This window comes from Sporichthya polymorpha DSM 43042 (assembly GCF_000384115.1).
Taxonomy (GTDB): Bacteria; Actinomycetota; Actinomycetes; order Sporichthyales; family Sporichthyaceae; genus Sporichthya; species Sporichthya polymorpha.
This window is the reverse complement of the sequence record NZ_KB913029.1, coordinates 13,620-40,152: the sequence shown is the minus strand read 5'-3', so window position 1 is coordinate 40,152 and position 26,533 is coordinate 13,620. Positions and strand designations below refer to the sequence as shown.

29 protein-coding genes are annotated in these 26,533 nt (G+C 72.9%); 14 read left to right on the top strand and 15 right to left on the bottom strand.

The window, feature by feature from the left end:
• The first annotated feature begins 8 nt into the window (after positions 1 to 8).
• Complete coding sequence (locus SPOPO_RS0100205) at positions 9 to 467, top strand: Lrp/AsnC family transcriptional regulator (protein WP_019872771.1); 459 nt, start codon at positions 9 to 11, stop codon at positions 465 to 467.
• An 88-nt stretch (positions 468 to 555) separates the two neighbouring features.
• Here SPOPO_RS0100205 and SPOPO_RS0100200 read toward each other — a convergent pair whose 3' ends face one another.
• Positions 556 to 1,134: a dienelactone hydrolase family protein gene (locus SPOPO_RS0100200; protein ID WP_019872770.1), complete on the bottom strand. Its 579-nt coding sequence runs from the start codon at positions 1,132 to 1,134 to the stop codon at positions 556 to 558.
• Positions 1,135 to 1,344: 210 nt separating this feature from the next.
• Between SPOPO_RS0100200 and ddaH the strand changes: the two genes are divergently transcribed.
• Both ddaH and rocD read left to right on the top strand, forming a co-directional pair.
• Positions 1,345 to 2,244 carry a dimethylargininase gene (ddaH, locus tag SPOPO_RS0100195; RefSeq protein ID WP_084671587.1) on the top strand — a complete coding sequence of 300 codons (900 nt, stop codon included), beginning with the start codon at positions 1,345 to 1,347 and terminating at the stop codon, positions 2,242 to 2,244.
• A gap of 28 nt (positions 2,245 to 2,272) precedes the next feature.
• The gene (gene rocD / locus SPOPO_RS0100190; protein ID WP_019872768.1) at positions 2,273 to 3,490 is read left to right on the top strand and encodes an ornithine--oxo-acid transaminase; all 1,218 of its coding nucleotides are present in this window, start codon (positions 2,273 to 2,275) and stop codon (positions 3,488 to 3,490) included.
• 132 nt (positions 3,491 to 3,622) lie between these two features.
• On the opposite strand, the gene SPOPO_RS0100185 is transcribed toward rocD, so the two are convergent.
• From SPOPO_RS0100185 to SPOPO_RS0100165, 5 genes are all read right to left on the bottom strand, one after another.
• Positions 3,623 to 4,177: a hypothetical protein gene (locus tag SPOPO_RS0100185; protein WP_019872767.1), complete on the bottom strand. Its 555-nt coding sequence runs from the start codon at positions 4,175 to 4,177 to the stop codon at positions 3,623 to 3,625.
• Positions 4,174 to 4,827 (bottom strand): hypothetical protein, encoded by a 654-nt coding sequence (locus SPOPO_RS32090; protein WP_019872766.1) that lies wholly within the window; start codon positions 4,825 to 4,827, stop codon positions 4,174 to 4,176. Before SPOPO_RS32090 ends, SPOPO_RS0100185 begins: the two co-directional genes overlap by 4 nt.
• Entirely contained in the window at positions 4,824 to 5,786 is a 963-nt protein-coding gene (locus SPOPO_RS0100175) for a serine hydrolase domain-containing protein (protein ID WP_156869408.1), read from the bottom strand. The genes SPOPO_RS32090 and SPOPO_RS0100175 overlap by 4 nt, the downstream gene beginning before the upstream one ends.
• 6 nt (positions 5,787 to 5,792) lie before the next feature.
• Positions 5,793 to 6,629 carry a transglutaminase family protein gene (locus tag SPOPO_RS26570; protein WP_019872764.1) on the bottom strand — a complete coding sequence of 279 codons (837 nt, stop codon included), beginning with the start codon at positions 6,627 to 6,629 and terminating at the stop codon, positions 5,793 to 5,795.
• A gap of 79 nt (positions 6,630 to 6,708) precedes the next feature.
• On the bottom strand, positions 6,709 to 7,707 hold the full coding sequence (locus tag SPOPO_RS0100165) for a GNAT family N-acetyltransferase (RefSeq protein ID WP_019872763.1): 999 nt from the start codon (positions 7,705 to 7,707) through the stop codon (positions 6,709 to 6,711).
• A 102-nt stretch (positions 7,708 to 7,809) separates the two neighbouring features.
• Here SPOPO_RS0100165 and fdxA point away from each other — a divergent pair, with 102 nt between their 5' ends.
• On the top strand, positions 7,810 to 8,136 hold the full coding sequence (fdxA, locus tag SPOPO_RS0100160) for a ferredoxin (protein ID WP_028984380.1): 327 nt from the start codon (positions 7,810 to 7,812) through the stop codon (positions 8,134 to 8,136).
• Between the two features lie 30 nt (positions 8,137 to 8,166).
• The gene (gene dapC / locus SPOPO_RS0100155; protein WP_019872761.1) at positions 8,167 to 9,273 is read left to right on the top strand and encodes a succinyldiaminopimelate transaminase; all 1,107 of its coding nucleotides are present in this window, start codon (positions 8,167 to 8,169) and stop codon (positions 9,271 to 9,273) included.
• Between the two features lie 20 nt (positions 9,274 to 9,293).
• On the opposite strand, the gene SPOPO_RS26565 is transcribed toward dapC, so the two are convergent.
• The 3 genes from SPOPO_RS26565 to SPOPO_RS34045 all read right to left on the bottom strand — a co-directional run bounded on the left by SPOPO_RS26565 (position 9,294) and on the right by SPOPO_RS34045 (position 10,424).
• Positions 9,294 to 9,476, bottom strand: a complete 183-nt coding sequence (locus SPOPO_RS26565) for a hypothetical protein (protein WP_033384839.1) — start codon at positions 9,474 to 9,476, stop codon at positions 9,294 to 9,296.
• Between the two features lie 37 nt (positions 9,477 to 9,513).
• Complete coding sequence (locus SPOPO_RS26560) at positions 9,514 to 10,206, bottom strand: class F sortase (RefSeq protein ID WP_019872759.1); 693 nt, start codon at positions 10,204 to 10,206, stop codon at positions 9,514 to 9,516.
• A gap of 77 nt (positions 10,207 to 10,283) precedes the next feature.
• Positions 10,284 to 10,424, bottom strand: coding sequence for a hypothetical protein (locus SPOPO_RS34045; protein ID WP_156869406.1), 141 nt, complete (start codon positions 10,422 to 10,424; stop codon positions 10,284 to 10,286).
• On the opposite strand from SPOPO_RS34045, the gene SPOPO_RS0100140 reads away from it, so the two are divergent.
• Positions 10,417 to 11,490, top strand: coding sequence for a hypothetical protein (locus SPOPO_RS0100140; RefSeq protein ID WP_019872758.1), 1,074 nt, complete (start codon positions 10,417 to 10,419; stop codon positions 11,488 to 11,490). The two genes, SPOPO_RS34045 and SPOPO_RS0100140, sit on opposite strands and share 8 nt — an antisense overlap.
• A 105-nt stretch (positions 11,491 to 11,595) precedes the next feature.
• Here the strand turns inward: SPOPO_RS0100140 and SPOPO_RS35810 are convergent, their stop codons facing one another.
• Both SPOPO_RS35810 and dapD read right to left on the bottom strand, forming a co-directional pair.
• Positions 11,596 to 12,528 carry a VldE C-terminal domain-containing protein gene (locus SPOPO_RS35810; RefSeq protein ID WP_019872757.1) on the bottom strand — a complete coding sequence of 311 codons (933 nt, stop codon included), beginning with the start codon at positions 12,526 to 12,528 and terminating at the stop codon, positions 11,596 to 11,598.
• 25 nt (positions 12,529 to 12,553) lie between these two features.
• Positions 12,554 to 13,504: a 2,3,4,5-tetrahydropyridine-2,6-dicarboxylate N-succinyltransferase gene (dapD, locus tag SPOPO_RS0100130; protein ID WP_019872756.1), complete on the bottom strand. Its 951-nt coding sequence runs from the start codon at positions 13,502 to 13,504 to the stop codon at positions 12,554 to 12,556.
• Positions 13,505 to 13,555: 51 nt separating this feature from the next.
• Between dapD and dapE the strand changes: the two genes are divergently transcribed.
• Entirely contained in the window at positions 13,556 to 14,632 is a 1,077-nt protein-coding gene (dapE, locus tag SPOPO_RS0100125; protein ID WP_019872755.1) for a succinyl-diaminopimelate desuccinylase, read from the top strand.
• Positions 14,633 to 14,700: 68 nt separating this feature from the next.
• Here dapE and SPOPO_RS0100120 read toward each other — a convergent pair whose 3' ends face one another.
• A complete protein-coding gene (locus tag SPOPO_RS0100120) occupies positions 14,701 to 15,243 on the bottom strand; it encodes a C40 family peptidase (protein WP_019872754.1) in 543 nt (180 codons plus the stop codon).
• 388 nt (positions 15,244 to 15,631) lie between these two features.
• Between SPOPO_RS0100120 and SPOPO_RS0100115 the strand changes: the two genes are divergently transcribed.
• From SPOPO_RS0100115 to SPOPO_RS32085, 3 genes are all read left to right on the top strand, one after another.
• A complete protein-coding gene (locus SPOPO_RS0100115) occupies positions 15,632 to 16,465 on the top strand; it encodes an LOG family protein (RefSeq protein ID WP_019872753.1) in 834 nt (277 codons plus the stop codon).
• 13 nt (positions 16,466 to 16,478) lie between these two features.
• Positions 16,479 to 17,099 carry an LOG family protein gene (locus tag SPOPO_RS0100110; protein WP_019872752.1) on the top strand — a complete coding sequence of 207 codons (621 nt, stop codon included), beginning with the start codon at positions 16,479 to 16,481 and terminating at the stop codon, positions 17,097 to 17,099.
• A gap of 379 nt (positions 17,100 to 17,478) precedes the next feature.
• Positions 17,479 to 19,119: an HNH endonuclease signature motif containing protein gene (locus SPOPO_RS32085; protein WP_019872751.1), complete on the top strand. Its 1,641-nt coding sequence runs from the start codon at positions 17,479 to 17,481 to the stop codon at positions 19,117 to 19,119.
• Positions 19,120 to 19,169: 50 nt separating this feature from the next.
• Here SPOPO_RS32085 and SPOPO_RS0100100 read toward each other — a convergent pair whose 3' ends face one another.
• A complete protein-coding gene (locus SPOPO_RS0100100; protein ID WP_019872750.1) occupies positions 19,170 to 19,664 on the bottom strand; it encodes a GtrA family protein in 495 nt (164 codons plus the stop codon).
• A 120-nt stretch (positions 19,665 to 19,784) separates the two neighbouring features.
• On the opposite strand from SPOPO_RS0100100, the gene SPOPO_RS0100095 reads away from it, so the two are divergent.
• The 4 genes from SPOPO_RS0100095 to SPOPO_RS0100080 are packed head-to-tail and all read left to right on the top strand — an operon-like array spanning position 19,785 to position 23,631.
• Positions 19,785 to 20,936 (top strand): 5-(carboxyamino)imidazole ribonucleotide synthase, encoded by a 1,152-nt coding sequence (locus SPOPO_RS0100095; RefSeq protein WP_084670808.1) that lies wholly within the window; start codon positions 19,785 to 19,787, stop codon positions 20,934 to 20,936.
• On the top strand, positions 20,929 to 21,432 hold the full coding sequence (gene purE, locus SPOPO_RS0100090; protein ID WP_028984377.1) for a 5-(carboxyamino)imidazole ribonucleotide mutase: 504 nt from the start codon (positions 20,929 to 20,931) through the stop codon (positions 21,430 to 21,432). Before SPOPO_RS0100095 ends, purE begins: the two co-directional genes overlap by 8 nt.
• A gap of 1 nt (position 21,433) precedes the next feature.
• Positions 21,434 to 22,312, top strand: a complete 879-nt coding sequence (locus tag SPOPO_RS26545) for a S1 family serine peptidase (protein WP_019872747.1) — start codon at positions 21,434 to 21,436, stop codon at positions 22,310 to 22,312.
• 11 nt (positions 22,313 to 22,323) lie between these two features.
• Positions 22,324 to 23,631, top strand: a complete 1,308-nt coding sequence (locus tag SPOPO_RS0100080; protein WP_019872746.1) for a PD40 domain-containing protein — start codon at positions 22,324 to 22,326, stop codon at positions 23,629 to 23,631.
• A 7-nt stretch (positions 23,632 to 23,638) separates the two neighbouring features.
• Here the strand turns inward: SPOPO_RS0100080 and SPOPO_RS0100075 are convergent, their stop codons facing one another.
• Positions 23,639 to 25,036, bottom strand: coding sequence for an FAD-binding oxidoreductase (locus tag SPOPO_RS0100075; protein ID WP_019872745.1), 1,398 nt, complete (start codon positions 25,034 to 25,036; stop codon positions 23,639 to 23,641).
• 105 nt (positions 25,037 to 25,141) lie between these two features.
• Positions 25,142 to 26,449 (bottom strand): UDP-glucose dehydrogenase family protein, encoded by a 1,308-nt coding sequence (locus SPOPO_RS0100070; protein WP_019872744.1) that lies wholly within the window; start codon positions 26,447 to 26,449, stop codon positions 25,142 to 25,144.
• Positions 26,450 to 26,533: the final 84 nt, after the last annotated feature.

Below are 26,533 nucleotides of genomic sequence, written 5' to 3'. Positions count from 1 at the left end.
AGGCTGGCGTGCCGGACCTCGACCCGCTGGACGCGCAGATCGTCGCGGCGCTGCAGGCCGACGCGCGCACCAGCTACGCCGACATCGGCTCCGAGATCGGCCTGTCCGCCCCCGCGGTGAAGCGGCGCGTGGACCGGCTGCGGTCGACCGGGGCGATCCGCGGCTTCACCGCCGTCGTCGACCCCGCCGCGCTGGGCTGGACGACCGAGGCCTTCGTCGAGCTCTACTGCGAGGGCCGCACGTCCCCGGAGAAGATCCGCGCCGCCGTCGCCCGGTTCCCCGAGGTCGTCTCCGCCTCGACCGTCACCGGCGACGCCGACGCCCTTCTCCACGTCCTCGCCCGGGACATCAAGCACCTCGAGCGGGTGGTGGAACAGATCGCCGCCGAGCGCTTCGTCACCCGCACCCGGTCCGCGATTGTGATGTCGTCCCTCCTCCGCCGCGCGGAGGGCAGCGGCCTCGCCTGACCGCCCTGATGTGAAAAAAGGGTGACACCCCTTACTGCGCAGTAAGGGGTGTCACCCTTTCTTGACATCGCGACTTCGGTCGAAGGAGTCAGCGGGCGGCGCAGAAGGCGAGGGTCCGCTCCCAGAACAGCTCGGTGCCGGCCTCGTCGTACTCGTCGGCCTTGGACGGGTCGGTGAACAGGTGGCCGCCGGCGTGGTAGTCGAAGACGTCGATGTCGGCGCCGGCCTGCTGGACCTGGCCGACGAAGTCGATCATCTGCTGCGGTTCCTTCCACGGGTCGTCCATCGCGTGGTGGAGCTGGACGGCGACCTCGGACGGCCAGGCCTTCCCGCCGATCTCGGCAAGCTCGACGGCGGTGGAGACGAGCACGACGCCGCTGACCGGCCGCTGGAGCGCGACGTACTGCGCCATCACGGCGCCGTTGGAGAACCCGAGCGCGAGAAACCCGTCGGGGAGGTCGAGCGTCGAGGCGAGGGCCCGGCCGATGAGCTCGTGGTAGCCGACCGTGCGGGCGAACGCGGTGGCGTCCTCGTAATCGTCGAAGACCTCACCGTCGTACTGGTCGACGACACGGACCTCGTGCCCGGCCTCGGTGAGGCGGCGGGCACCGTCGAGCTCGCCGGGACGGACGCCGAGGATCGAGTGGAACAGCGCGATGTGGGCCATGGGGAAGATCCTGCCCCGTTGCGTCCCGGCCGGCGCGGCTGACCCCGCTGCGACGGCGGAAAGTTCCGGCCGTGTTACCGACTCGGACATAACGGGGGCCGGTGATCCATCGCGTCGATTCGTTGCGCCAGAACGCAACGAAACGACGCTTACGCGCAACGCTTTGACCTGACGGGGGCGACGTCGCTTCCTACCGTCATAGGTATGACGATGCCTCACGTGACCGGGACTCCCGCGATCCCGGCTCCCGCCTCCGGCGCCTCGACCAGCCCGGCCACCGTCACCACGCTGCCCGGCGTCCGCGTCGCGCGCCCGCGGCACTACCTGATGTGCCGGCCGACCCACTTCGAGGTCACGTACGCGATCAACCCGTGGATGGACCCGAACGGTGAGCCCGTCGACACCGGCCTGGCGATGCGGCAGTGGGAGGGCCTGCGCGACGCCTACCGCGCGCTCGGCCACACCGTCGACATTCTCGAGGGCGTGCCGGGTCTTCCGGACATGGTCTTCGCCGCGAACGGCGCGCTCGTCGTCGACGGCAAGGTGCTGGGCGCGAGCTTCCTCGCCGCCGAGCGGCAGCCCGAGGGCCCCGCGTACCTGGAATGGCTGCGCGCGACCGGGCGATTCTCCGACTTCGGCTCGACGAGCACCGTCAACGAGGGCGAGGGCGACTTCCTCGACCTCGACACCGTCCTCCTCGCCGGCACCGGGTTCCGCACCTCGCGCATGGCGCACGGCGAGGCGCAGGAGTTCTTCGGCAAGCCGGTGATCTCGCTGCAGTTGGTGGACCCGAGCTACTACCACCTCGACACCGCCATCGCCGTCCTCGGCGACCACGACATCGCCTACTACCCGGGTGCGTTCTCGCCGGGCAGCAACGCGGTCCTGCGCCGGATGTTCCCGGACGCGATCACCGTCGACGCCGACGAGGCCGCGACGTTCGCGATGAACTCGGTCTCCGACGGCAAGCACGTCGTCGTCCCCGTCGAGAGCGTTCGGTTCGCCGCGGCCCTGCGCGAGCGGGGCTACGATCCCGTGCCCGTCGAGCTGTCCGAGTTCAAGAAGTCCGGCGGAGGTCCCAAGTGCTGCACCCTGGAACTGCGTTCATGACCTCGCCCCGCGCGCTCGGAGGTGCCGAATGACCGTTCCCGCTGCGCGCACCGCCGCCGCGGACCGCGCCGACCTGCGTGACCGCTGCGCGCACAACTACCACCCGCTGCCGGTCGTGGTGCGCGAGGCGGCCGGGTCCTGGGTGACCGACGTCGACGGCAAGCGCTACCTGGACTGCCTCGCGGCGTACTCGGCGCTGAACTTCGGCCACGGCCACCCCGAGCTGCTCGCCGCGGCGCGCGACCAGCTGGACCGGCTCACGCTGACCAGCCGCGCGTTCGACCACGACGGGCTCTACGAGTTCTGTGCCGAGCTCGGTGACCTCGCCGGCAAGCAGATGGTCCTGCCGATGAACACCGGCGCCGAGGCCGTCGAGACCGCGATCAAGGTCGCGCGCAAGTGGGGCTACGAGGTCAAGGGCGTCGCCCGCGACCGCGCGAACATTCTCGTCGCCGCGGACAACTTCCACGGCCGGACGACGACGATCGTCTCGTTCTCGACCGACCCCGACGCGCGCGACAACTTCGGCCCGTTCACCCCGGGCTTCACCGTCGTGCCCTACGGCGACGCCGCGGCGATCGAGTCCGCGATCGACGACAACACCGTCGCGGTGCTGATCGAGCCGATCCAGGGCGAGGCCGGGGTCCTCGTCCCGCCGGCGGGCTACCTGACCGCCGTGCGCGAGATCTGCACCCGGCGCGGGGTCCTGTTCGTCGCCGACGAGATCCAGTCCGGGCTGGGCCGAACGGGTGCACTGTTCGCGTGCGACCACGAGAACGTCGTCCCGGACATGTACCTGCTCGGCAAGGCCCTCGGCGGCGGCATCGTGCCGGTCTCCGCGGTGGTCGCGGACGCCGACGTGCTCGGTGTTCTGAAGCCGGGTCAGCACGGCTCGACATTCGGCGGCAACCCGCTCGCCTGTGCGGTCGGCCGCGCCGTCGTCCGGCTGCTTACGACCGGCGAGTTCCAGGAGCGGGCCCGCGTCCACGGCGCTCGCATGCACGACGGCCTCGGCGAACTGACGTCGATGGGTGTCACCGCCGTCCGCGGTCGCGGCCTCTGGGCCGGGATCGACATCGACCCCGCCGTCGGCACCGGCCGGCAGATCTGCGAGCGGCTGATGCACCTCGGCGTCCTCGCCAAGGACACCCACGGCTCGACGATCCGCCTCGCCCCGCCGCTGATCATCACCGGCGACGAGATCGACTGGGCCGTCGCCCGCCTGGCCGAGGCCCTCCGCGGCTGACCAGACACCGCCGATGAGCCCGCCGCCGGTGGCCGAACCCGGCCGCCCCCGTGTCAAGAAAGGGTGACACCCCTTACTCCGCAGTAAGGGGTGTCACCCTTTCTTTTCCACAGGCGGGTCCGACGGCGGGGGTCAGTCGGCGAGGACGGTGGCGGCGAGGACGGTGGCGGCGAGAGCGACGCGGTGGTCCTGAGTCCACGGGGGTCCGAGGCGGGCCCGGGGGCCGGTGAGGACGTCGGCGGCGCGGGCGCCGAGGCGGGCGGACGCCTGCGCTTCGGCGGTCTTCGCGTCGTAGCGGTGCACCGCCCAGCCGCGGGCGCCCGCCACCTCGGCGAGGACCTGCCGGTATCGCACCGCGTCGGCGCGGGCCTCCCACGGGACCTGGCGCGCGACGGCGAGGTCGGTCGGGAAGTCCGCCGGCCAGACCCGCAGGGAGATCGACACGATGCCGCTCGGCAGGTCGTCGAAGGCCGCGGCGGCGCAGCGGGCGATCGAGGCGCGGACGCGGTCGATCAGCGCCGCGATCTCCGCGTCGGAGGACACGCCGCGGTCGTAGTGGATGGGCGCCTCGGAGAGGCCCTCGTCGACGAGGGCGATCCGGCGCCGGTCGACGACCGCGTGCTCGGCGTCGGCCGTGACCGCGACCGCCCAGCCGAGGTGGTCCGCGATCCCGAGCCGGAGGGTCAACGCCGTCCGACCTCGGAGGCCAGGTCCAGGCCCAGCAACCGGTCCAGGTGCGCGAAGGCCTCGAACCGGGCGCCGGGGGAGATCGACGCGTCGGCGGCGAGCGCCTCCAGGGCCTCCAGCGCGCCGGGCAGGTCGAGGTCGTCCTCGACCCGCTCGACGACCGGGTCGACCCCGGCCATCGGCGCACTCGGATGCTCGGCCCACTCCGCGACCAGCCCGCGCCACCGCTTCAGGTCGTCGTACGCGTTCGCCAGCAGGCCGGCGTCGAGGATCGCCGGCTCGCGGTAGGGGAGGCGCAGCAGGGCCAGCCGCAGGGCGAGCGCGTCGACCGCGTCCTCGGCGGCCACCACCTCGCCGACGACCACGGCCCGCCCCGGCACCGGCGGCTCGGAGCCGACCTCGTGCACGACCAGCTCGGCCTGCTCGACCGGGTCCTGGAACGGATGCACGTTGACGTAGAGCAACTGACGATCCGTCAGCGAGCTGAACCCGGCGACGCCGGTCTGCCAGCGTTGCCGCTCGGCGACCCGGCGGAGCAGGTCGGCGACGATCGCGACGCGGACGCCGTCGCCGACCGCGATGCGGAGGATCCGGGCCGGCGCGGGCTTCACCTCGCGGAGCTCGCCGGTCGACGGGTCGAAGATCCTCACGACGACCCGCCTGCGAGCAGGACGGGGACGAGCACCTCGCGGACCAGCTTCACCGCCGGTCGCCAGCCCTCGGGCATCTCGTCGGTCGGGGGCGGGCCGGGGTCGAAGGCGGCGTACCCGGTCGTCACGATGACGGCGTCCGCCGCGGGCAGCACCAGGACGTGCTGGCCCGCCCAGCCGCTCGCGAAGAAGCCCATCGACTTGTCGACCCAGAGCCCGAAGCCGTAGCCCTTCCACTCGGGCGCGCCGCCGGTCGTGTGCGCGGTCGCCATTGCGCGGGCGTACTTGGCCGGGAGCAGTTCCTGGCCGTCGAGGCGACCCTGGTCGAGCCACAGCCGCCCGAACGTGGCCAGCGCGGGCCGGTCGAGCTGCAGGTGCCCGAACCCCAGCGGCAGTCCTTCCGGGTCGGTCAGCCAGGCCCACTCCTCGATTCCGAGCGGCCCGAACAGGCGCTCGGCCGCGTACTCCGCCAGTGGGCGGCGCGTCGCCTCGGCCAGCGCGGCGCCGAGCAGGTGGTACGCGCCGTCGTCGTAGCGGAACTTCTTGCCCGGGTCGGTGACCGCCGGCGCCGCGAGCCAGTGCTCGAGCCAGCTGTCGGCCCGCGCCATCACCGCGTCGAGCTCCCACGCCCCGTCGGTCTCGCTGCCGCGGGTCATCGTCAGCAGTTGCCGCCAGGTGTGCGGACTCGGCTTGGCCGGCGCGTCGAGGTCCGGGACGAAGCCGTCGGCCTGCGCGATCCCGACGAGGGTCGCGGTCACGGCCTTCGTCACCGAGAAGACGTCGGCGACGGCCGGCCCGCGCCGGTCCACCGCGAAGCGCACCTCGCCCCCGACCTCGACCAGCAGGCCGGACGTGCGCTCGTAGGCCGGGTTCGCCTCGATGCGGTCGAGGATCTCCGCGCACGCGCGCAGGACCTTCTTCTGGTGGAACGCGGGCTGGGAGCTCGTGGAGTTCGGCATCGACACTCAGTTCAGTCGGGACCGCGCGACACGGGCATCCTGACGGGCCGTCTTGGCGGCGAGGGGGTGGTCCTCCTCGACGCGGATCGCGTACGCCTCGAGCTCGTCGGCGGCGCCCGCGAAGTCGCCGGCGCGGGCGAGGGTCTCGCCGTGCTCGCGGCGGACCGCGGCGGGGCAGCCCGGGACCAGCAGCGACAGCTCCAGCGCCCACAGCCGGGTCCGGAGCCGGTCGGCCCGCCGGGCCCAGGTCGAGACGTTGGCGAGAATCCGCAGCATCGTGCGCGGGGTGTCCCACGGGCGCAGGTCCCGGGCGGTCGGCTCGTGCCCGAGGAGGGCGTACGCCGACGCGGTCGGGAACGGCGCCCCACCCGCGAACGGGTCGACGAGGACGAACGGCGCGTCCGGTCCCTCGGCCGGCTCGCCGGCGCGCTCGGGGTCGCCGATGCCGACGACGAAGTGCCCGGGCAGCCCGACTCCGTGGGCGGGGACGTCCAGGCGCGAGGCGACCTCGACCCACACCGTCGAGAGCAGGATCGGCAGGCCTCGCCGGCGCACGAGCACCTCGTTCAGCAGCGAGGACCGCAGGTCGTCGTAGTCGGCCTGAGAACCGGCGAAGCCGGCATCTCCGCCGAGGGTGGCGCGCAGGTGCCGACCCAGCGCCGCGGGTCGGGCCTCGCCGGGCAGGCCCGCGCCGACGATCTCGGCGAGCGCGTCGAGTCGGCCCAGTGCGGCGTCGACGTCGAGGTCGGCGTCCGCCTCACACGCCATCAGCAGGCAGGCGCGCGCGAGGGATCCCGCCGGATCGGCGACGACCGCGGCGAACTCCTCCCGTGACTCCCTCACCGCTGCTCCCTCACCGCTGCTCCCTCACCACTGCTCCTTCAACACCGTCCCTCAACACCGTTCCCTCGACACCGTTCTCTCAGCACTGTTCTCCGTCGTCGGTCCGCGGCCCGGGTGCCCGGCGGTAGTGGTAATGGTGATGCACCGTCAGGCCCAGACCGCGGTACAACGCGACCGCGCCCGTGTTGTCGGCCGACACCTGCAGGTACACGTGCCGGGCCCCGGCAGTGCGGGCGTGCCGGATCAGAGTCAGCATCACATGGCGGGCCAGCCCGCGTCGCCGTGCGGCGTCGGTGGTCTCCATCGCGAAGATGCCGAGCCAGCCGGCGTCGACCGCGCCCCGCCCGGTGGCGACCGTCTCCCCGTCGAGCACGACCTCGGCGAACACCGGCGCGGCCGCGCGGGTCAGGACCTCGATCGCGACCGGCGTCAGCGGCGCCTCCCGGTACCGGTAGACCCCGAGCCAGCCCGCCGACGGTGCGGCGCTCAGTGTCACCGGCGGCAGATCGTCGCGGTCGGGGCCGGCGGCCTGCAAGATCGCCGCGACGTCCCCGGTCATCAGGTGGATGCCGCCGACGCCGTACGGGCAGTCCCAGCCGCGCGCCGCGAGCCGGTCGTCGAGGTCCGCCGCGAGCGGGACGGGCACCTGGAACTGCGGCGTCAGCCCGCGCTCGGTGTACCAGGCGACGACGGCGTCGATCGCGGCCTCGGGGTCGAGGCCGGGGTCGCCGAGGGGGAGCGCGGAATTCGCCCGTCCGGTCCAGCCACCGGCCGCGCGCAGCAGCCACCCGCCGAGGCGCTCGGTCTCCAGGCCCTGCCAGCCGAGCGCGGCGACGGCCTCGACGTCCGCGTCGGAGACCAGGTCGTGCCGACGGGCGATCACCCGGCGCGCCGGGACGACCTTGCCCGCCACGAGGTCGACCTCGGCCACCCTGACGAGGTCCCCGTTTTTGCGACGTACAGTCAGAACCCCGCCGGACCAGGACTCAAGATCGCCGAGGACGTCGCCGAGGCCACCGTCGGGCAGCTTGCGGCGCACCGAGACGCGTGACCCGACGTCGGCCGCCGTGATCGACATCTCGTAGCGGATGGCAAAGCTCGGTGACAAATGTCAACCCCTGATTTGGACCCTGCGCCGTTGGCTGGATACTAGGTGCGGAAGCTCGAGGAGGACCCACCCGTGACGTACGTGATCGCGCAGCCCTGCGTCGACCTGAAGGACAAGGCCTGCATCGAGGAGTGCCCGGTCGACTGCATCTATGAGGGCGCCCGGATGATGTACATCCACCCCGACGAGTGCGTCGACTGCGGTGCCTGTGAGCCGGTGTGCCCCGTGGAGGCCATCTACTACGAGGACGACACCCCGGATCAGTGGAAGGACTTCTACAAGGCCAACGGGGAGTTCTTCTCCGACCTGGGTTCCCCCGGCGGCGCCGCCAAGCTCGGCAACACCGGTAAGGACCACCCCATGGTCGCCGCCATGCCCCCCCAGGAGCACGACCACTGACTTGGCGGCGCCAGCCGCCAAGGACTGTCGATGAGCCTCGCGTCCCGCCTGCCGGACTTCCCGTGGGACCGGCTCCAGCCGGCGAAGGAGAAGGCCGCCGGTGCCCCCGGCGGCCTGATCGACCTGTCCGTGGGCACGCCGGTGGACCCGGCGCCCCCGGTGGTCCAGGACGCGCTGTGCGCGGCCGCTGACGCTCCGGGGTATCCGCTGACCGCGGGCACGCCGGTCCTGCGCGAGACGATTGCGACGTTCCTCACCGAGCGGTTCGGGGTCGTCGGCCTGTCCTCGACCGCCGTGCTGCCGACGATCGGGTCCAAGGAGCTGGTCGCCTGGCTGCCGACGCTGCTCGGGCTCGGCCGCGGGGACGTCGTCGCGCACCCGGAGCTCGCGTACCCGACCTACGACGTCGGCGCCCGCCTGGCCGGCGCGACACCGGTGACGGCCGAGGACCCCGAGACCCTGGGCGACGCCGAGTCCACGGGCCCCGTGCGGCTGCTCTGGGTCAACTCCCCGGCGAACCCCACCGGCCGCGTCCTGGGCCCGGAGCGGCTCCGCGAGCTGGTCTCCTGGGCGCGGGAGCGGGGCGTCGTCCTCGCCTCCGACGAGTGCTATGCCGAGTTCGGCTGGGACGCCGAGCCGGTCTCCGTTCTGCACCCCGACATCTGCGGCGGGTCCCACGAGGGGCTGCTGGTCGTCCACTCGATGTCGAAGCGGTCCAACCTCGCCGGCTACCGGGGCGCCTTCGTGGCGGGGGACGCGGCGCTGGTCGCGGCCCTGCTGGAGGTGCGCAAGCACGCCGGGATGATCGTCCCGGCCCCGGTCCAGGCCGCGATGGTCGCGGGCCTGTCCGACCCGGCCCACGTCGCCGAGCAGAGGGAGCGCTACGCCGCCCGCCGGACCGCCCTGCGCGCCGCCCTGGAGGGCGCCGGGTTCACGATCGAGCATTCCGAGGCGGGGCTCTACCTGTGGTCCACCCGCGGCGAGAACTGCTGGACCACCGTCGACTGGCTCGCCGAGCGCGGCGTCCTCGTCGCACCGGGGGACTTCTACGGACCCGCCGGCGCCGCCCACGTCCGGGTCGCGCTCACCGCGACCGACGAGCGCATCGCGGCCGCCGTGGAGCGCCTGCGCAGCTGAGCGGCTGCCGTGGAACCGGCTCAGCCCAGGGCGATGATCAGCAGGAACGCCAGCAGCGCGACGCCGATGGCGCCGACGGCGACGTAGATCGGCGCCATCGAGTTGGCGCGGGGCTGATACGTCTCCGAACGCTCGACGAACGCGCGGAACATCTCGGTGTCGCCACCGGGGTCAACATCGTTCTCGCCAGTTCCATCGGCCATGCGGTCGACGATAGACCTCAATCGGGCTTTCGCGGGCTCATCGCCACCAGGAGGACCGGACCGGGACGTACGTGTCGGTCAGGGATGCGAAGACGATGACGCTGTCCTCGTAGCCCCCGTCCCGCGTGAACCGGCCTCCGCAGGTCACCAGGCGCAGCGCCGGGTGGTCGGTCGCGCCGTACACGCCCGCGGTCGGGAAGGCGTCGCGGGAGAACGCGGCGACCAGGTCGACGGTGAAGGTGGCGCGGCTGCCGTCCTTGCGGTCGACGACGACGACGTCGCCCTCCCGCAGCGCCCCGAGGTTGAAGAAGACGCCCTTGTCGGTCGGGGAGTCGAGGTGCCCGAGGATCACCGCCGGGCCCGGCTCGCCCGGGCTCGCGAGGTTGCGGTACCAGCCCGCCGGGGCGCCGGCGTCGTCCGGCGGGACCTCGATCGTGCGGTCCGGGTTCAGGCCCAGGCTGATCAGATCCGTGTCGATCCCGACCCGCGAGATCCGCAGGTGGGTGGGCTCGGACCGGCTCAGCGGCGCCACCTCGGTCGCCGCCGGGGCGAACGAGGCCGGCGCGATCAGCGGCTCGTCCGGGCCCGGGATCGAGTCGACGGGCTGGTCGAAGACCAGGCCGGGCCGCGGCGCGGACGAGGTCGCCTCCGTCGGGCCGTGGCCGAGCGCGATCGCCATCAGCCCGCCGCAGGCCAGCGTGGCCGCGACCGCGAGCGCGATCAGGGTCACGCGATCGGCGCGCTCGTCCCGACCCTCCGGGTCGGCCCCCGCCGCGCCGTCCTGCGTGCTGGTGTCGCCGGTCGTGATCAGCCCCGACGTCGCTCGAGGACGACGACCGACAGCGCGAGCGCCGTGATCAGCGCCAGCAGCCCGCCCGCGACCAGCGGGAGGTTGCTGTCGCCATCCGCCGTGCCGCCGAGACCGGTCGCGGGGGCCCCGGTGGGCACCGCGCCGGGCGCGACGTCCGAGTCCGTCGACGCGCTGCCGGACGCGCTACCCGAGGAGCTCTCGGCCCCGCTGTCGGAGGCGCTGTCCGAGGAGCTGCCGGACGTGCTCGCCGCCGGGCTCGCCGTCGGGGCCGCGGTGCTGTCCTCGGAGGCGGTGCTCGCCGACCCGGACGCCGACCCGGACGCCGACCCGGGGGCCGAGCTGGAGCCCGACGCGCTGCCGGAGCCCGAGTCGACCGCCGCGGCGGTCGGGGAGGACGTCGCGGAGGCGCTGGGGCTCGCGGTCTCGTCGGAGGCGGTGCTCGCGGACGCCGAGCCGGAGGCGCTGCCCGCGTCGACGCTGGTGGCGCCACCGGTCGAGGCGGAGCCGCTGGTGGAGCCGCTGGTCGAGCCGCTGGTGCTCGCCGAGGCGGTCGGGGCGGCGGTCTCGTCCGCGGAGGCGGTGCTCGCGGAGGCGGTGCTCGCGGAGGCTGTGCTCGCGGAGCCGTCGGCCGAGCCGGACGCCGAGGCCGACCCCGAGGTGCTACCCGCGACCGCGCCGGCGGTCGGGGCGGCGGTGCTGTCCGAGGGCTCACTCGCGGACCCACTGGTCGAACCGCTGGTCGAGCCGCTCGCGGACGCGCTCGGGGTCGCGGTGGAACTGGGGGAGGCGCTGGGGGACGGGCTCGGCGACGGGGTGGGGGACGGGGTCGGCGTCGGCGACGGGGTCTCGACAGTCGCGACCGGGCTGCCCTCCCCGGCGACGGTGGTGGGCTCGTCGTCGTCCTGGGCGATGCGGCCGATCAGCGACAGCGTCGCGGCGAGGCAGGCGATCGCGATCACCGCGGCCACGACCCAGCGCGCGTTGCTGCTGTTCGCGTTCTCACCGCCGTCGCCGCTGCCGCCGTCGCCACCCGCGTTGTTGCCGGGGCCGGCGGGGCCGGCGGGGCCGCCGGGGCCGGCCGGAGTGCCGGGGCCGCCGGTGTTGGCCGCGTCCGCGCCCTCGGCGGGGGTCGGGGTGCCGTCGCCCGGGCCCGCGGGTCCTTCAACGTTGGACACGGTCACTCCTCAGCAACGGCACCAGTGAACAACTTTCGACTTTATCCACTCGATGGTGACGGCAAGCATGTGAACCTGGCAAGAATGTCCCCAGTCACACCCATCCGCGCTGCTCAGGGCCGTTACGGGCGTGTCACCGGACGTCGACGTGGACGTGGTCGCGGTGCATCAGGGTCGCGTTGCCGGTGTCCCCGCCGGGCGGGGTGTAGTCCCGCCAGCCCTGGATCGAGCGGCGGGCGGTCCAGATCCGGCCGTCGTAGATGACCGTCGCGATGTTCAGGCGGTCGGCGTGGGCGACGAGCCACTGCGCGGTGGCCCACCCGTCGCGGCGGGCGGTCGCGTTGACCGGTCGGTAGAAGACGTCGACGGCCCGGCCGTCGTAGTGCGCGGACCCTTCCATGTGCCCGTCGGTGACCCCGCCCGCGGCGTACCCGCCGGTCGACTGGTTGCCGAAGGCGTTCTGGATCTCGTCGAGGACGGACTGCGCCCGCGGCGTCAGGCCCCGGCCGTTCGGCTCCTCGTCGCCGACGTCGCCGGTCCGGATCGCGCAGGAGAACGCGGCGGGGGAGTAGCCCATCAGCGTCGAGGCGAGCGCCCGGGCCCGCGTCTCGTGCTTGTTGTAGGCCTCGGGGAAGCCACTGCGCTGCACCTTCTGCGCGGCGTCGTTGATGTTCATCGTCTTGTAGTCGGGGATCTTCACGAGCGCGTCGTAGAACTTCCCGGCGGCGTAGACGGGGTCCTGAACCTGCGCCTCGGTGCCCCAGCCCTGGGACGGGCGCTGCTGGAACAACCCGAGAGAGTCGCGGTCGCCGTAGTCGAGGTTCCGCAGCCCGGACTCCTGCAGCGCGGTCGCGAGCGCGATCGTCGCCGCCCGCGCCGGCAGCCCCCGCCGCGCCGCGACCGAGGCGATGATCGACGCGTTCTCGGCCTGCTCGATGCTGACGCGCGCCTTCGCCCCGCCGGCCGTGGCCGTGCACGCCTCCTGGAGCACGATCCGGTCGGCCGCGATCCGGATCGCGACCAGCGCGAGCGCAGTCAGCAGCACGAGCGACGCCGTCACCGCCACGAAGGTCCGGGCGGGGCTGCGTCTCCTAGTCGTTGGCATGCAGGGCGGCGTTCAGCCCGCCCCATTCGCCGGTGCGCGCCAGCGCCTCCACGGCGCCCGTGACGCTGTTGCGCCGGAACAGCAGGTTGGGCTCGTTCGCCAGCGTCCGGGCGGCCACGACCCGGCCGTCGGGGAGCGTCACCTTCGTGCCCGCGGTGACGTAGCAGCCCGCCTCGACGACGCTGCCGTCGCCGAGGGGGATGCCGAGACCGGAGTTGGCGCCGAGCAGCGCGCCCTTGCCGACGGTGATGACGGTCTTCCCGCCGCCGGAGAGCGTGCCCATGATCGAGGCGCCGCCGCCGATGTCCGCGCCGTCCTCGACGACCACGCCGGCCGAGATCCGGCCCTCGACCATCGAGGTGCCGAGCGTCCCGGCGTTGAAGTTCACGAAACCCTCGTGCATGACCGTCGTCCCGGGCGCGAGGTGCGCGCCGAGGCGGACCCGGTCGGCGTCGGCGATCCGGACGCCGGACGGGACGACGTAGTCCGTCATCCGCGGGAACTTGTCGACGCCGAAGACCTGGACCGGGCCGTTGCCGCGCAGGCGCATCCGGGTCGTCTCGAAGTCGTCCGGGGCGCAGGGGCCGTAGTTCGTCCAGACGACGTTCGCCAGGTGGCCGAACTGCCCCTCGAGGTTGACGGTGTGCGGTCGCACGAGCCGGTGCGAGAGCAGGTGCAGGCGCAGGTAGACGTCGGACGCGTCGACGGGGGCGTCGGCGAGCGAGCCGAGAACGGTCGTCACGACCTCCAGCCGGACACCGCGGCGGTCGTCCTTGCCCGCGAGCGCGACGAGCTCGGGCGGCGGCGCCGAGTCGTCCGGGGCGCCGAGCGCGGGCGCGGGGTACCAGGTGTCGAGGATCCGGCCGTCGGACTCGAGGATCGTCGCGAGGCCGTGGCCCCAGGCGCCGGACGTGGAGAAGGCGGGAGTGTCGGTCACGCCGTCAAAGTTACCCAGCGCAGCTGTGAAGGGGTCGCTACGGTGGCGGGCATGGCGCGCGACCCGGGGGCGGACCTCGACCTCAGCACGGACGTGGTCACCCTGACGGGGGACCTGATCGACCGCCCGTCGGTCAGCGGCACCGAAGGGCCCCTCGCCGACGCCGTCGAGCGCGCGCTGCGGTCCTGCGCGCACCTGACCGTGGACCGGGACGGGGACGCCGTCGTCGCCCGCACGAACGCGGGCCGGGCCGAGCGGGTCGTTATCGCGGGGCACCTGGACACCGTCCCCGAGGCGGGGAACCTCGCCGCCCGGTTCGAGGGCGACCGCCTCTACGGCCTCGGCGCCTGCGACATGAAGGGCGGCCTCGCCGTCGGGCTCCGGCTCGCGGCGACGCTGACCGACCCCGCCCGGGACGTCACCTACGTCTTCTACGACAACGAGGAGGTGGCGGCGGAGCTCAACGGGCTCGGCCGCCTCGCCTCGGCGCACCCCGATTGGCTCGCCGCCGACTTCGCCGTGCTGATGGAGCCGTCGAACGCCGGCGTCGAGGCCGGGTGCCAGGGGACCCTGCGCGTCGAGGTCACGACCCGCGGCACCCGGGCGCACAGCGCGCGGTCGTGGAAGGGCGAGAACGCGATCCACGCCGCGGGCGAGATCCTGGCGCGGCTGGCCGCGTACACGCCGCGGCGCCCGGTCATCGACGGGCTGGAGTACCGCGAAGGCCTGTCCGCGGTCGGCATCCGCGGGGGTGTGGCGGGCAACGTCATCCCCGACGAGTGCGTGGTGACGGTGAACTACCGCTTCGCGCCCGACCGGTCCGGCGACGAGGCCCTTCAGCACGTGCGTGAGGTTCTCGCCGGGTGGGAGGTCGCGTGCACTGACCTCGCGCCCGGCGCGCTGCCCGGACTGTCGCGGCCGGCGGCGGCGGCGTTCCTCGCCGTCACCGGCAAGCCGCCGGCGCCGAAGTTCGGCTGGACGGATGTCGCTCGGTTCTCCGAGCTCGGCGTCCCGGCCGTGAACTTCGGCCCCGGCGACCCGAGCCTGGCGCACTCCCGCGACGAGTTCGTGCCCGTCGCGGAAGTGCGCGAGTGCGAGGAGAAACTCCGCGCCTGGCTCACTGCCTGACGACCTGCCTGAATTAAATCTGACTCTCGATCAGCTCTAGCGGCGATGGCCGTCGATGTGGCGGACCGTCAGAAATAACGGCCCGCGGTCCAGCGCTTGCTCCAGATCTTGTCGCGCTGGACGCGCTCACCCGGCCGCGGTGCGTGCCAGATGCGGTTGTTCCCCGCGTAGATCGCGACGTGGTAGACCCGACCACCGCTGGAGTGGAAGAAGATCAGGTCGCCGCGCTTGGGCTTCTTGATGCGCTGCGCCTTGTTGAACTGCTGCTGCGACGTCCGCGGCAGGTTCCGTCCCAACTTGTCGAGGACGAAGCGGGTGTAACCCGAGCAGTCGAAGCCGCGCGGGGTGGTGCCGCCGCTGCGGTACGGCACACCCTGGTAACGGGAGGCGACGCGAACGGTTCGTTTGCCGAACTCGGCACGCTGCTGCGCGCGGGTGGCGCGGGTGGCGCGGGTGGGCGGAGTCGTGGCGCGCTCGGCGGTGGAGACGGTCGGAGCCGTGGTCGCAGCGGAGGCCTCGGGGGGGCCGCCCAGTCCGGGGGCGACCGCGGCCAGAGGCGCGGTGAGGGCCACAGCCAGGGTGACCCCGGCCGCGTTGGTGAGCAGAGACATCGAATCCTCGGACCGCCGCAGAAGGCAGCGACCTGTGGCGCCCATGGCATGGACCAGGTCTGGAACTCAGGCTCGTATGGCCTGGCCTTCCGCTCCCGCCGGAGAAGTGTGAGGGGGCAACAACCGCTCGCGTAGGCGGGAGTGGGCGTCCCGCGACCGGGGCTCCGGAGCATCGGCCACTTCTTGGCCAGGCCTCGTCGTCGAGCGCCTCGTCCGGACGAGTGGACACTAAGCGATCTTTGCGGCCCCGAAGTGGAGTCAAGCTCACACTCGGTCCGCCGCCCGCGTGGAAACAGCCGGAAAACGTCCGAAAAAGTGATTCAACACACCCCTCTGTGGGGTTGCTGGTCTGGCGGCAGCGGGGCCTTTCGCCCGGTACCTTCGCGACATGAGCGAGGCGAACAACACGTCGCGGCCACCCGAGCGGCACCGCGGGCCGGTCGTGCTGCGCCGGCGTTTCACCCAGTCCGGCACGACGGACCAGCGCCTGCTCGACAGCGCCGGCCCCACCGACTGGGTGCACACCGACCCGTGGCGCGTGATGCGCATTCAGTCCGAGTTCGTCGAGGGCTTCGGTCTGCTCGCGGAGATCGGGCCGGCCATCACCGTCTTCGGTTCCGCTCGCACGCCCCGCGACCACGCGGAGTACGAGCTGTCCCGGCAGCTCGGCTACGAGCTCGCGCAGGCGGGCTACGCCGTGATCACCGGCGGTGGGCCCGGTGTCATGGAGGCCGCGAACCGCGGGTGCGTCGAAGGTGGCGGCACCTCGGTCGGCCTCGGCATCGAGCTGCCGTTCGAGCAGGGGCTGAACTCCTACGTCGACATCGGTATCGACTTCCGCTACTTCTTCGTCCGCAAGACGATGTTCGTGAAGTACGCGCAGGGCTTCGTCTTCATGCCCGGCGGTTTCGGCACCCTCGACGAGCTCTTCGAGGCGCTCGTCCTCGTGCAGACCGGGAAGGTCACCCGGTTCCCCGTCGTGCTCGTCGGCACCGACTACTGGGCCGGGCTCGTCGACTGGTTGAAGACCCGGATGGTCGAGGCCGGAAAGATCTCGCCGCACGACATGGACCTGATCGAGGTCACGGACGACGTCGAGCGCGTCGTCCACATCATGAAGGACGCGGACGAGGAGCGGCGTCGGCAGGAGATCGAGGCGACGGACGCCCTCGCCGACGACATCCGGGCGGGCCAGGCCCGGGCGGCGCACCCGTATCCCTGAGCCGGCGTCAGCCGTGGCCCGGATCTGCGTCTACTGCGCCTCCAGCGAGGCGATCGCGCCGCACTACGTCGACCTCGCGGGTGAGGTCGGCGCGGTGCTCGCCGCCCGGGGGCACGCCCTCGTCTCCGGCGGGGGCTCGATCTCCGCGATGGGCGCGCTCGCCCGGGCCGCCCGTGCCGAGGGAGCGCACACGACCGGCGTGATCCCGCAGGCACTGCTGACGTGGGAGGTGGCCGACCACGACGCCGACGAGCTCGTCGTCACCCCCGACATGCGGACCCGCAAGGGCGAGATGGACGACCGCTCCGACGCGTTCCTCGTCCTCCCCGGCGGCATCGGCACCCTGGAGGAGCTGCTGGAGATCTGGGTCGCCCGCACGCTCCGGATGCACGACCGCCCCGTCGTCGTCCTCGACCCCGACGGCCTCTACGACCCGCTCCGCGAGCAGATCCGCGTCCTCGTCGACCGCGGCTTCATGCGTCCCGCCTCCGCCGACCTGCTCCGCTGGACGACCTCGGTTGCCGAGGCGTTCGACGCGATCGAGGCCGAGCTCTCCGCCCCGGCCCCCGCCGCCGCCGTCGACCCCGCCGGCACCGCCGCCGACCCGTCCGAGCTCCTCGAGGCCGAGCCCTGACCCGCCGCCGCGTTCAACAAGGGGTGTCACCCCTTGTTGAGGTCGCCGCTGTAAAGAAAGGGTGACACCCCTTACTCCCGAGTAATGGGGTGTCACCCTTTCGTCGGGGTTATCCACAACCCGTTGGAGATGACATCTTCAATGGGGGTCGCGTGGTGTTGATGGGGCGTCAGAGGCGTTGTGGCACCGCGGATTCCGCTCCTCCGATCCCTCCGCTCCTCCGCGCCCCGCGCTCTCGATCCCGGCGAAAATGGACTGTCGGTGGTGCCCGCTAGGTTCAGTCGTGATGACGGGGACATCGACAGCAGCCACCACTTCCACGCCGAGTGCGTGGCAGGTCTCGCTCGGCCTGAGGCCGAGTGAGGCCGAGTGCGCGTCGATGACCGGGGCCGAGTCGGTCGCGGTGCTGCGCGCCGGCCAACGACAGCTCAACGCCGCGAACGCGGTCTGGCTGGGCATGGTGGCCGAGGTCGGGTCCCGGGGCCTGGACTCGCAGGAGGAGATCGTGCGCCTCGCGGCCCCGGACCGGTGGGGCGCCGATGAGGTCCGCACCGCGCTGCGGATCTCGGGCTATACCGCGAATGAGCTGCTGGACTTCGCCTGGGCGATCGTGCGGCGCTTCCCCAAGTTGCACGCCGCCATGGCCGCCGGGGACCTGAGCATCGAACGGGCCCGGGTGATCCACTTCTGGGTCCGGGACATGACCGACGAGCACGCCAACACCGTGATCGATGAGGTCCTCGGGCACTGCTCGATCGACGCCGACCGGCCCTGGACCAGTGAGCAGCTCGCCGCGCGGTGCCGCAAACTCGGGATTCAGCTCGACCCCGACTGGGCGCTGCGCCGGTTCACCGAGGCCCACCGGGAACGGCGGGTGATCTCCTGGCGCAACGAGGACGGCACCGCCACCCTGGCCGCGCAGAACCAGGACCCCGCCCGGGTCGCCGCCGCGATCGCGCGGGTGCGGAAGCTCGCCGATGACGCGAAGCGTGCGGGTGATCCGCGGCCGCTGGATCACCTGCGCTCGGAGATCGCGCTCAACCTGCTGGACGGCACTTACGCCGACTTCACCGACGAGCAGATCCTCGCCCACCTCGCCACCACCCGACCGGTCGAGGATGAAGAGTTCGCGCCGGAGACCGAAACCGAGCCGGAGCCCGAGCCGGAGCCGGAGGCAGCGCCCGCACCGGAGCCGAAGGCAGCGCCCGCACCGGAGCCGAAGGCAGCGCCCGCACCGGAGCCGGTGGCCCGGTCTCCGCACCACGGGGTGCAGCTCACCGCGAAGCTCTCCACCCTGCTCGGGATGGACCGCGACCCCGCCGAGCTCGCCGGGCAGGGACCGGTGCACGCCGAGTACGCCCGCGACCTCGCCCACCGACTGGCGGCGGGGCAGTGGCGGTTCGCGGTCACCGACCCCGCCGGGTACGCGATCAGCTCCGGGCTCATCAGCGCACGGCCGATCGACTGGCCCAAGCGCCGCGCGGGTGACCACGGCATCGTCGACCTGCTCATTCCCGCCACGCTGCTGCAGGCCCTGCTCGACCAGACCGTCACCAGCCCCGAAGTCGCGCTCTGGCGCCCCGTCCTGGTCGAGATCGGCCGCCACCACCTCCTCGCGACCGCCGGCGCCGACACGGACAACCCGGCCGGCCCGCCCACCCCGGAGGACCCGGACGACGCCCGGCGGCGCTTCCCCCGCCAAGGACTACGCCGGGACACCCAGCTGCGGATGACGACCTGCCAGGCCCCCGGCTGCCGCCTCCCGGCCGCGCGGTCCGAGATCGACCACACGATCGACCACGCCCGCGGCGGCCTGACCCTCGCGGGGAACCTCGGCCCGCTGTGCGAGCACGACCATGACCTCAAGACCAAGGGCGGGTGGCAACTGATCCGCCTCTCGGACCGGAAAGTCCGCTGGATCACCCGCCTCGGCGTCGGCTACGACGTCGAGATCCCACCCCTGATCGACCCCGGGGAACGACCAGCACCCCGCCCCGGACCCGACGAGCCAGCCGCCTGAGGCTCCCGGGGCGGACGAGGCTGCCCCGGGTCGCGCGCGGGGCCCGCCGCCTAGGCGGCGAGGGGCTCGGGCTCGTCGGCGGGGGTGTCGCGGGTCACCGGGGCGGTGAAGACGAACTTCCGGTAGGACCAGAAGCGGAACAGGGTCCCGAGCGCCATGCCGACGATGTTCGCGGAGATGTTGTCCGCGAGCGGGCTGGTGAAGTTCAGCAGGTAGTGGGAGACGCCGAGGCACGCGAGGGCGATCAGCAGGGCGACGCCGTTGAGCCCGAAGAACAGGACGTACTCGCGGCGGACGTTGCTGCGCTCGCGGTGCTTGAACGTCCACTGCCGGTTCCCGGCGAACGCGACGGTGGTGGCGAGGACGGTCGAGACGACCTTGGCCGTGAGCGGCTTGTCCTCCATCACCCCGTTACGCAAGAGGTTGAAGGTGCCGACGTCGACGATGAACGCGATCGCGCCGACGACGCCGAACTTGGCGATCTCGTGAAGCAGGTGCTCGACCCGGGCGTAGAGAGACCGCGCGAGTCCACGAGCAGAGTTCACGGGGCGTCAGTCCTCCAGATGCGCGGGCGGACGCCCGACTCGAGGGCTCAATCTACCCGTCCACCTTCCCTCTCAAGCGCCCCGACCGGGCGGCTAGCGTGTGCTCGTGACCGCATTGCAATGGTGTCGAGGGTGAACCGCCCGGTCGTCGGCATGGTCGGCGGCGGGCAGCTGGCCCGGATGACCGCCCAGGCCGCGATCGCTCTCGACGTCCGCCTGCGGGTCCTGGCCGCCTCCCCGGAGGAGAGCGCCGCGCAGATCGCGGCCGACGTCGTGATCGGCGATCACGACGACCTCGACACCCTCCGCGCGTTCGCGGCGGGCTGCGACGTCCTCACGTTCGACCACGAGCACGTCCCCACCGACCACCTGCGCACGCTGGAGGCCGAGGGGGTGGCGGTCCGCCCCGGGGCGGACGCGCTCGTCCACGCCCAGGACAAGCTCGCCATGCGCGAGCGTCTGACCGGCATCGGCGTCCCGTGCCCGGACTGGGCGTTGGTCACGACCGAGAGCGAGCTCGCCGAGTTCGGCGACCGGATCGGCTGGCCGGTGGTCGTGAAGACCCCGCGCGGGGGCTACGACGGCCGCGGCGTCCGCGTGGTGGCGACGGCGGCCGAGGCCGCCGACTGGCTCGCGCGCGGCCCGCTCCTGGCCGAGGCCCGCGTCGAGTACACCCGCGAACTCGCCGTCCAGGTCGCCCGGAGCCCGCACGGGCAGGCCGCGGTCTACCCGGTCGTCGAGACCGTCCAGCGCCACGGCATCTGCCGCGAGGTGTTCGCGCCCGCGGCGATCGACGAGGACCACGCGCTCGCCGCCCAGCGCGCCGCCCTGGCGATCGCCGCCGAGCTCAAGACCGTCGGGATGCTGGCCGTCGAGATGTTCGACACCCCCGCCGGTGTCCTGGTCAACGAGCTCGCGATGCGGCCGCACAACAGCGGCCACTGGACGATCGAGGGTGCGACGACCAGCCAGTTCGAGCAGCACCTGCGGGCCGTGCTCGACCTCCCGCTCGGGGAGGTCGGGATGACCGCGCCGGCCGCGGTGATGGCCAACGTCCTCGGCTCCGACGACCCCGAGCGCTTCCCCGACCTCTACGGCGGGTACCTGCACTGCCTGGCCCACGACCCGGGTCTGCACATCCACAACTACGGCAAGACGGTGGTCCCGGGCCGCAAGGTCGGCCACGTGACCGTCACCGGGTCCGACCCCGACGACCTGCTCGAGCGTGCCCGGCACGCGGCCGCGTTCCTGCGAGGAGAGATCGATGGTTAGCGCTGCACCCCTCGTCGGGATCGTCATGGGCAGCGACTCGGACTGGCCCGTCATGGAGGCGGCCGCCGGAGCGCTGAGCCAGTTCGACGTGCCGTACGAGGCCGACGTCGTCTCCGCCCACCGGATGCCGGCGGAGATGCTCGCCTACGGCCAGAACGCCGCCGATCGTGGCCTGCAGGTGATCATCGCCGGCGCCGGGGGAGCGGCCCACCTGCCCGGCATGCTCGCCTCCGTGACGCCGCTGCCGGTCATCGGCGTCCCGGTCCCGCTCAAGCACCTGGACGGGCTCGACTCGCTGCTCTCGATCGTGCAGATGCCCGCCGGGGTGCCGGTCGCCACCGTCGCGGTCGGCGCCGCCCGCAACGCGGGCCTTCTCGCGGTCCGGATGCTCGCGCTCGGCGACCCCGAGCTGCAGGCGAAGATGCGCCAGTTCCAGGCGGACCTCAACGCCGAGGCCAGGGCCAAGGGCGCCGCGGTGCGCGGCCGAAAGATCTGACGTGAACCGCCCGCGACGGCTCGGCGCCCTCGTCGCGGGCGCACTCGTCGCGGCCGCGCTCCCGTGGCCGGCTTCGGCGTCGGCCGCCGCGGCCCCGGCGTTCGGCGACCTGACCGCCCCGATCCGGCCCGGGATCTCGACCGAGACCGCGGGCGGGCGGTGCACCGCGAACTTCGTCTTCACCGACGACCGCGGCCGGGTGTACCTGGGGCAGTCCGGCCACTGCTCGCGCGTCCCGGACGAGAACGCTTCCTTCGACACCACGGCGTGCGAGTTCGGCACCCAGGCCCCGCTCGGGACGCGGGTGCCGCTCGGGGAGACGGGCATCTCCGGCCGGCTCGTGTACTCGAGCTGGCGGACGATGCCGGCGGTCGGAGAGCAGGACGCCGACACCTGCCGGTACAACGACTTCGCCCTGATTCAGGTCCCGGCATCCGCGGTCGCGGAGGTCAACCCCACCGTCCCGCTCTTCGGCGGCCCGACCGGGCTCAACACCGACGGCATCCGCGAGGGCGACCTGCTCACCGGATGGGGCGCCTCGCCCCTGCGGCAGGGTGTCCGTCCGATCGAGCCGAAGCAGACCTTCGGCGTCGGCACCCACCCGAGCGGCCGGGTGCACTTCGTCTACTCGCTCACCCCGGGCGTGCCCGGCGACTCCGGCGGTCCGTACCTGGACCCGGCCGGCCGCGCCGTCGGGAGCCTGTCCGAGATCACCCTCGACCCGCCCGCCGGCAACGCGATCACCGACGTCGCCCGTGCCCTCGCCTACGCCGAACGGCACGCGGGCTTCCGCGGGCTGCGCCTGGTCCCCGGGACGGGGGCGTTCCACGGCCCGGTCCTGCTTCGCGCCCTCCTGGTCTCGCCCGACCCACCCACATAGGGTTTCCGCCCATGAGCGCTGCGTACCGGAAGCGGACACCGTCGATCGCGGCCGGGGGCGCCGTGCTGGCCGCCGCCCTGGCGCTGACCGGCCTGGTGCCCGTCGCGCAGGCGGACAGCAGCGCTGCGGCGCCGGCCACGAACGACGACGGTCGGATCGTGTTCTCCTCGGCCCGCAGCGGCGACGTCGAGCTCTGGGTCGTCAACCCGGACGGGTCGAACCTGAAGCAGCTGACGACGGCTCAGGGCGCCGACCGGTTCGCGAGTTTCTCCGCCGACGGAGACCGGATCGTCTTCGCCTCGGCCCGTAACGGCGGCAGCGACATCTGGGTGATGAACGCCGACGGCACCGGCCAGCGGCGCCTCACCACCTCCGCGGCCGTCGAGACGCACCCGGTGTTCTCGCCCGACGGGTCGCGCGTCGTCTACACGCGCACGGTCGGCTCCACCACCGACCTCTGGACGATGAAGGCCGACGGCACCGGCCAGCGGGCGCTGACGACGACGGCGGGCGTCAACGAGGCCCACCCCGCGTACGCGCCCAACGGCTCCCGGCTGCTGTTCAGCGCCGAGGGCTCGGGCGCGATCGACGTCTGGTCGATGAAGCCCGACGGCAGCGACCGCAAGAACGTCACGAAGCTGAAGGCCGGCCGCGCGTTCTACCCGCGGTACTCGCCCGACTCGAAACGCATCACCTACACCCTCGACCCGCCCGGCTACCTCGCCGTGCAGGTCGCGAACGCGGACGGCTCGAACGCACGGACGATCGACGACGACGTCGCCAAGGATCAGTACTCGTTCTTCTCCCCGGACGGCACGCGCGTCGCGTTCACGACCACCCGCAACGGCGACAACGGCGACGTGTTCGTCGCCGACGCGAGCGGAACCGGTTCGGCCGCGCCGCTGATCGTCGGCTCCGGCGAGGACACCGCGTGGGACTGGGGCCGCCCGGGATCCGGCCCGACGCACCCGGCGTGCAAGTCCGGCGCCCCGGTGCCCAAGGGCTACCGGCTCAAGGTCGGCACCGCCGGCAACGACGTTCTGCGCGGGACCCGCGGCAAGGACCTGATCCGCGGCCTCGCCGGCAACGACGTGATTTCGGGCGGCGCGGGGAACGACATCCTCTGCGGCGGCGCGGGCAACGACAAGCTGCGCGGCGGGCCCGGCAACGACCAGCTCTTCGGCGACCTCGGCGCCGACGACCTGCGCGGTCAGGCCGGCAACGACCGCCTGGTCGGAGGCGAGGGCAAGGACAGCCTGGTCGGTGGCCCCGGGGTCGACAAGCTCGCCGGCGACCCCGGGGACACGCTCAAGCCCTGACGCCCCGTCAGCCCGCCGGCGGGATGTTGACGTTGCGGCGGAAGAGGTTCTCCGGGTCGTAGACGGCCTTGATGCCGGCGAGGCGCGCGTACTTCTCCGGGCCGTAGGAGGCGAGGATCCGTTCGGCGTCGAACTCGACCATGTTGTTGACGTAGTCGCCGATGCCGAGCGAGTAGGGCTGCAGGTCGGTCCAGAGGTTGCGGACCCACTGGCGCTCGGCCTCCCACGCCTCCATGTTCGGCGTCAGCGCGACGAGCATCGTGGCGTAGCGCGGGGTGCGGGTCGCGCCGTACGCGGTGGCGTTCTCGGCGACGGCGGAGTACGCGTGGTCGAGCCGGTAGAACAGCACCTGCGACGTCGGCACCGTGCGCCTGCCGAGGTGCGAGACGAACACGTCGATCGCGCCGTCGGAGAGCTCCGCGAGCTGGGTGCCCTTCTCGTAGCAGAACTGGCCGTGCGCGGTGGCCTCGTCCTGCATCTGCTGCAGCGCGACGTAGGGCATCGGCGTCGCGAAGCTGAACAGCGGCTCGAGCGCGGCGCCGACCTCCGCGCACTGCGCCGCGTGGTCCTCGGGCGAGCCGAAGCCGACGAGCACGAGCAGGACGCCCGGCTGAAAGTGGTGCTCGGCCGGGACGAACGGCGCGGGCGGGGCGTTGAGCAGGCCGATAATGACGTTGGAGTCCTGCGGGATCGACGGCACCTTGTCGCGCAGCATCCGCAGCGCGTCGGTCGCGCGCTCGACCTCCCAGAAGAACAGGCCCACCGACACCATCGGGCCCACCGGGTGCAGCGCGAACTCGAAGGTGGTGACGACGCCGAAGTTCCCGCCGCCGCCGCGCAGGGCCCAGAACAGGTCGGCGTGCTCGGTCTCCGAGGCCCAGACGATCCGGCCGTCGGCGAGGACGACCTCGGCGCCGGTGAGGTTGTCGATCGTCAGGCCGTGCAGCCGCGTCAGCCAGCCCATGCCGCCGCCGAGGGTCAGGCCGCCGACGCCGGTGTGGCTGACCATCCCGCCGGGTGTCGCGAGCCCGTGCGCCTGCGTCGCGGCGTCCAGGTCCGCGAGCAGCGCGCCGCCGCCGACCTTCGCGCGGCGGTTCTCCACGTCGACCTCGACGGAGTTCAGCCGCGCGAGGTTGATCATCAGCCCGCCGTCGCCGACGGCGTAGCCACCGGTGTTGTGCCCGCCGCCGCGGACCGAGATCTCCAGCCCGTTCTCGCGGGCGAACCCGATCGCCGCCGCGACGTCGTCGGGCCCGGCGGCCATCACGACCGCCGCGGGCCGGCGGTCGATCTGGGCGTTCCAGATCGAGCGGCCTTCGTCGTACCCGGAGTCGCCGGGGGCGTGCACCTCGCCCTTCACGGCGGAGCGGAGGAGGGCGAGGTCGGCAGAGCTCGTCGCGGTCATGCGGGTTCTCCAGACAGGGTGGGCCGGTTCGGTGGGGCCGGGCGTGCGGAGGTCACCCTAAGTGCCACCGGTGTCGCTGTGGAGTCCTGCGGGAGAACGGGTGAATCAGGGGCGGCCGAGGCTCCGGTACGTCCAGCCCGCCTCGCGCCACCGCTCGGGGTCGAGGGCGTTGCGCGCGTCGAGGATGACGCGGCTGCCCACGACCTCGCCGAGGACCGCCGGGTCGATCGCGAGGAACTCCGGCCACTCGGTGACGTGGAGGACGAGGTCCGCGCCCCGGCAGGCGTCGACCGCCGATGGGGCGTAGGCCAGCGTCGGGAACAGCGCCGAGGCGTTGTCCATGGCCTTCGGGTCGTAGACCGAGACCAGCGCGCCCTGCAGCTGGAGCTGCCCGGCGACCGAGAGCGCGGGGGAGTCCCGGACGTCGTCGGAGTTCGGCTTGAACGCCGCGCCCAGGACGCCGATCCGGCGGCCGAGCAGGGCGCCGCCGCACTCCTCACGGGCGAGCTCGACGGTGCGCGCCCGGCGACGCATGTTGATGGCGTCGACCTCGCGCAGGAACGTCAGCGCCTCGGCCGCGCCGAGTTCACCCGCCCGGGCCATGAACGCCCGGATGTCCTTGGGCAGGCAGCCGCCGCCGAAGCCGAGGCCGGCGTTCAGGAAGCGGCGCCCGATTCGCGGGTCGTGCCCGATGGCGTCGGCCAGGGCCGTGACGTCCGCCCCGGCGGCCTCGCAGACCTCCGCCATCGCGTTGATGAACGAGATCTTCGTGGCGAGGAAGGCGTTGGCCGCGACCTTCACCAGCTCCGCGGTCGCGAAGTCGGTGACGAGGAACGGGATGCCCGCGTCGATCAGGTCCGCGTAGACCTCGCGCAGCTTCGCCTCGGCGGCCGCCGAGCGCACGCCGACGACGAGGCGGTCGGGCTTCAGCGTGTCGAGGACCGCGAAGCCCTCCCGGAGGAACTCGGGGTTCCACGCCAGCTCGGCGTCCGCCCCGACCGGGGCGTGGGCGCGCAGGTGGTCCGCGAGCCGGGCGGCGGTCCCCACGGGGACGGTCGACTTGCCCACGACCAGGCAGGGACGGCGCAGGTGGGGCGCCAGCCCGTCGATCACCGCGTCCACCTGGGTCAGGTCCGCGCCCAGGTCCCCACGCTTCTGCGGCGTGCCGACGCAGGTGAAGTGGACGTCGCCGAACTCGGCGACCTCCTCGTAGGAGGTGGTGAAGCGGAGCTTGCCGCTGTCGAGGTGCTTGGCGACCAGCGGCTCCAGGTCGGGCTCGTAGAACGGCACCTCCCCGGCGGACAGGCGGGCGATCTTGGACTCGTCCACGTCCATGCCGAGCACGTCGAAGCCCAGTTCGGCCATGCAGGCGGCGTGGGTGACGCCGAGGTAACCGGTCCCGAGAACCGTCAAACGAGGCACGCGCCCCCTCCTTATGCTGGAACCCATGCTGCCAGCCTCACCGGCGCGGCCGGTGGCAGGACGTCGGAGCGGTCG

Excerpts from the sequence above, each read along its gene's own strand:
- SPOPO_RS32085 (WP_019872751.1), top strand. The coding sequence starts at position 17,479 with ATGACCGGGGCCGAGTCGGTCGCGGTGCTGCGCGCCGGCCAACGACAG.
- SPOPO_RS0100115 (WP_019872753.1), top strand. The coding sequence starts at position 15,632 with ATGAGCGAGGCGAACAACACGTCGCGGCCACCCGAGCGGCACCGCGGG.
- SPOPO_RS0100175 (WP_156869408.1), bottom strand. The coding sequence starts at position 5,786 with ATGCCGAACTCCACGAGCTCCCAGCCCGCGTTCCACCAGAAGAAGGTC.
- SPOPO_RS0100080 (WP_019872746.1), top strand. The coding sequence starts at position 22,324 with ATGAGCGCTGCGTACCGGAAGCGGACACCGTCGATCGCGGCCGGGGGC.
- SPOPO_RS0100120 (WP_019872754.1), bottom strand. The coding sequence starts at position 15,243 with ATGTCTCTGCTCACCAACGCGGCCGGGGTCACCCTGGCTGTGGCCCTC.
- purE (WP_028984377.1), top strand. The coding sequence starts at position 20,929 with ATGGTTAGCGCTGCACCCCTCGTCGGGATCGTCATGGGCAGCGACTCG.
- dapC (WP_019872761.1), top strand. The coding sequence starts at position 8,167 with ATGAGCCTCGCGTCCCGCCTGCCGGACTTCCCGTGGGACCGGCTCCAG.
- dapE (WP_019872755.1), top strand. The coding sequence starts at position 13,556 with ATGGCGCGCGACCCGGGGGCGGACCTCGACCTCAGCACGGACGTGGTC.
- SPOPO_RS0100075 (WP_019872745.1), bottom strand. The coding sequence starts at position 25,036 with ATGACCGCGACGAGCTCTGCCGACCTCGCCCTCCTCCGCTCCGCCGTG.
- SPOPO_RS0100165 (WP_019872763.1), bottom strand. The coding sequence starts at position 7,707 with ATGTCGATCACGGCGGCCGACGTCGGGTCACGCGTCTCGGTGCGCCGC.
- SPOPO_RS26565 (WP_033384839.1), bottom strand. The coding sequence starts at position 9,476 with ATGGCCGATGGAACTGGCGAGAACGATGTTGACCCCGGTGGCGACACC.
- SPOPO_RS0100200 (WP_019872770.1), bottom strand. The coding sequence starts at position 1,134 with ATGGCCCACATCGCGCTGTTCCACTCGATCCTCGGCGTCCGTCCCGGC.
- SPOPO_RS0100095 (WP_084670808.1), top strand. The coding sequence starts at position 19,785 with ATGGTGTCGAGGGTGAACCGCCCGGTCGTCGGCATGGTCGGCGGCGGG.
- rocD (WP_019872768.1), top strand. The coding sequence starts at position 2,273 with ATGACCGTTCCCGCTGCGCGCACCGCCGCCGCGGACCGCGCCGACCTG.
- ddaH (WP_084671587.1), top strand. The coding sequence starts at position 1,345 with ATGCCTCACGTGACCGGGACTCCCGCGATCCCGGCTCCCGCCTCCGGC.